The 2712-nt window shown below is 69.2% G+C and carries 6 protein-coding genes; 2 read left to right on the top strand and 4 right to left on the bottom strand.

Features of this window, described 5'->3' with window-relative positions; genetic code table 11:
• Together ADBZ5U_RS15650 and ADBZ5U_RS15645 are read right to left on the bottom strand one after the other, a co-directional pair.
• Positions 1 to 1009: histidine kinase N-terminal domain-containing protein (locus tag ADBZ5U_RS15650; protein WP_526811726.1), on the bottom strand; the 1009-nt coding region annotated here is incomplete at its 3' end.
• 18 nt (positions 1010 to 1027) lie between these two features.
• Positions 1028 to 1243, bottom strand: coding sequence for a biotin/lipoyl-binding carrier protein (locus ADBZ5U_RS15645; protein ID WP_526811728.1), 216 nt, complete (start codon positions 1241 to 1243; stop codon positions 1028 to 1030).
• A gap of 93 nt (positions 1244 to 1336) precedes the next feature.
• On the opposite strand from ADBZ5U_RS15645, the gene ADBZ5U_RS15640 reads away from it, so the two are divergent.
• Entirely contained in the window at positions 1337 to 1411 is a 75-nt protein-coding gene (locus tag ADBZ5U_RS15640; RefSeq protein ID WP_011728008.1) for a 50S ribosomal protein bL37, read from the top strand.
• Between the two features lie 12 nt (positions 1412 to 1423).
• On the opposite strand, the gene rsrA is transcribed toward ADBZ5U_RS15640, so the two are convergent.
• The gene (gene rsrA, locus ADBZ5U_RS15635; RefSeq protein WP_526811724.1) at positions 1424 to 1723 is read right to left on the bottom strand and encodes a mycothiol system anti-sigma-R factor; all 300 of its coding nucleotides are present in this window, start codon (positions 1721 to 1723) and stop codon (positions 1424 to 1426) included.
• Positions 1720 to 2352, bottom strand: a complete 633-nt coding sequence (locus ADBZ5U_RS15630; RefSeq protein WP_526811722.1) for a sigma-70 family RNA polymerase sigma factor — start codon at positions 2350 to 2352, stop codon at positions 1720 to 1722. The genes rsrA and ADBZ5U_RS15630 overlap by 4 nt, the downstream gene beginning before the upstream one ends.
• Before the next feature lie 25 nt (positions 2353 to 2377).
• Between ADBZ5U_RS15630 and ADBZ5U_RS15625 the strand changes: the two genes are divergently transcribed.
• Positions 2378 to 2712, top strand: a 335-nt coding sequence (locus tag ADBZ5U_RS15625; protein ID WP_526811720.1) for an SDR family NAD(P)-dependent oxidoreductase, incomplete at its 3' end; no start/stop codon positions are given.

The following is a 2712-nucleotide window of genomic DNA, read 5'->3' as shown; positions in this document are numbered from 1 at the left end:
GGTCGATGACCTCGTCGAGGTTGACCTCCTCGTCGACCGACATCGACAGCGCCTCGTGCACCTGGGCGATGGCGGCCACCCGCCGCACCGACTCCATCAGCGCGTGCCGGCCCTCCTCGTTGCCGGTGCGGCGGGCCTGCAGCCGCAGCAGCGCCGCCACCGTCTGGAGGTTGTTCTTGACCCGGTGGTGGATCTCCCGGATGGTGGCGTCCTTGGACAGCAGCGCCCGGTCCCGGCGCTTGACCTCGGTGACGTCGCGGATCAGCACCGCCGCGCCGGCGGAGCGCCCGGCCACCGCCAGCGGCAGTGTGCGCAGCAGCACGGTGGCGCCGCCGGCGTCGATTTCCAGCCGCGTGCCCGGTCCGCCGGCCACCGAGGCGCCCACATGCCCGGCCAGTTCCCGGGCCTCGAACGGATCGGAGATCAGCGGCCGGGTGATGGAGACCAGGTTGTGGCCCTCCAAGTCCGCGGTCAGGCCCATCCGGTGGTAGGCGGACAGGGCGTTGGGACTGGCGTAGGTCACGACGCCGTCGACGTCGAGCCGGATGAATCCGTCACCGACCCGGGGGCTCGAGCGCGAGCCGGCGGCATCACCGGCGTCGGGGAAGGTGCCCTCCCCCACCATCTCCAAAAGCTTTGCCGCACAGTCCGAGTAGGCCTTCTCCAGAGGAGACGAGGTGCCCGTCCTGCCGAAACCGCCGTCGCCGGCGCTCTGGTGGGTGAGCAGCGCCACCTCCTCCCCGCGGTAGCGCACCGGCACCGCCCCGGGCAGATCGTCGGGGGCCGCCTGGGTTCCGACGGCGTCGGCGGCCAGCAGTGTGGGGGCGGTGTTGGGCCGGCACTGCGCGACGCAGACCAGGTCGCCGCCCTCACGGCGGACCCACATCAGCAGGTCGCCGAAGGACAGATCGGCGAGTAACTGCCATTCGCCGACGACGGCGTGCAGATGGTCCACCGCCCCGCCGGGCAGCACGGTGTGCTCGGCGAGCAGGTCACCGAGGGTTGACACGGGTGGGTCGAGGACGAACTAGTCGATGACGGCGATCAGGTGACCGGCCTGGATGACATCGCCGACGACAACGTTCACCTCGGTGACGGTTCCGCCGGACTCGGCCAGCACCGGGATCTCCATCTTCATCGACTCCAGCAACACCACCGTGTCCCCGGCGCCGATCCGGTCGCCCTTGCTGACCACGACCTCCAGCACACTGGCCACGATCTCCGCGCGCACGTCCTCGGCCATGTCCCTATCGAACCACAACAGTCGATTACAGGAGCCGAAGCCCCGCGTGCGACACTGAAGTCGACAGCGGGGGCATGATCGAGGAGGAAACCGATGGCCAAGCGTGGCCGCAAGAAGCGTGACCGCAAGCACAGCAAGGCCAACCACGGCAAGCGGCCCAACGCCTGAGCCGGGGCCGGCTCAGAACTGACGCCGGATGATCGTCGTCCGGCTGATCTGGATCCGCACCCGCTCCACCAGGTAGGGCGGTGCCTTCTCGCCGCTGCACTTGGTGGCGATCAGGGTTTTGATCCGTTCCTCGACGCCGTAGTGGCGCAGGCAGGCCGGGCAGTGGTCGAGGTGCAGGCGCAGTCGTTCCCGTTCGGCGTCGTCGACCTCGCCGTCCAGCAGAGCCCAGACCTCCCGGATGACGACCGCGCAGTCGGTGTGGCCGGGATCGGGATCGGGCACGGCGTCCGGTGCCGGTTTCTCAGCCGTCACGGCGCGACCTCCTCGTCCTGTGCGACGGCCCCGTCGCGGCCGCGCAGCAACCCGCGGTCCCGGGCCACGTCGGCGAGCAGGCCGCGCAGCTGCCGGCGGCCCCGGTGCAGGCGGGACATCACGGTCCCGATCGGCGTCTCCATGATCTCGGCGATCTCCTTGTAGGGCAGGCCCTCGACGTCCGCGAGGTACACCGCGAGCCGGAACTCTTCTGGTAACGCCTGGAGCGCCTCTTTGATTTCACTGTCCGGAAGGTTTTCCAGCGCCTCGACCTCGGCTGAGCGCAGACCGGTCGAGGTGTGCTCGGCATTGGCGGCCAGTTGCCAGTCGGTGATCTCCTCGGTGGGGTACTCCGCGGGCTGGCGCTGCTTCTTGCGGTAGCTGTTGATGTAGGTGTTGGTCAGGATCCGGTACAGCCAGGCCTTGAGGTTGGTGCCCTCCCGGAACGACCGGAAACCCGCATAGGCCTTGACCATCGTTTCCTGCACCAGGTCCTCGGCGTCGGCCGGGTTGCGGGTCATCCGCAGGGCGCCGCCGTAGAGCTGGTCCATCAGCGGGATGGCGTCGCGCTCGAACCGCGCGCTCAGCTCGGCGTCGCTCTCCTCGCGGGACTCCTCTGTATCGGTCATCGGGTTCTGATCCTAGGCTGTCGCCATGACCTTCTCTGGGGCAGCCTTCTCCGGCAAGACCATGTTCATCTCCGGCGCCAGCCGCGGCATCGGCCTGGCGATCGCCAAGCGGGTCGCCGCCGACGGCGCCAACATCGCGCTGGTGGCGAAAACCACCGAGCCGCACCCCAAGCTGCCCGGCACGATTTACTCCGCGGCCAAGGAGATCGAGGAGGCCGGCGGGCATGCCCTGCCGATCGTCGGCGACGTGCGCGACGGCGACTCGGTGGCAGCCGCCGTCACGCGGGCCGTCGAACAGTTCGGCGCCATCGACATGTGCGTCAACAACGCCAGCGCGATCAACCTGGGCTCCATCGAGGA

This window comes from Mycobacterium sp. (assembly GCF_040398885.1).
Taxonomy (GTDB): domain Bacteria; phylum Actinomycetota; class Actinomycetes; order Mycobacteriales; family Mycobacteriaceae; genus Mycobacterium.
Note: the sequence above shows the minus strand (reverse complement) of the source record. Positions and strands in the feature narration are given on the sequence as shown.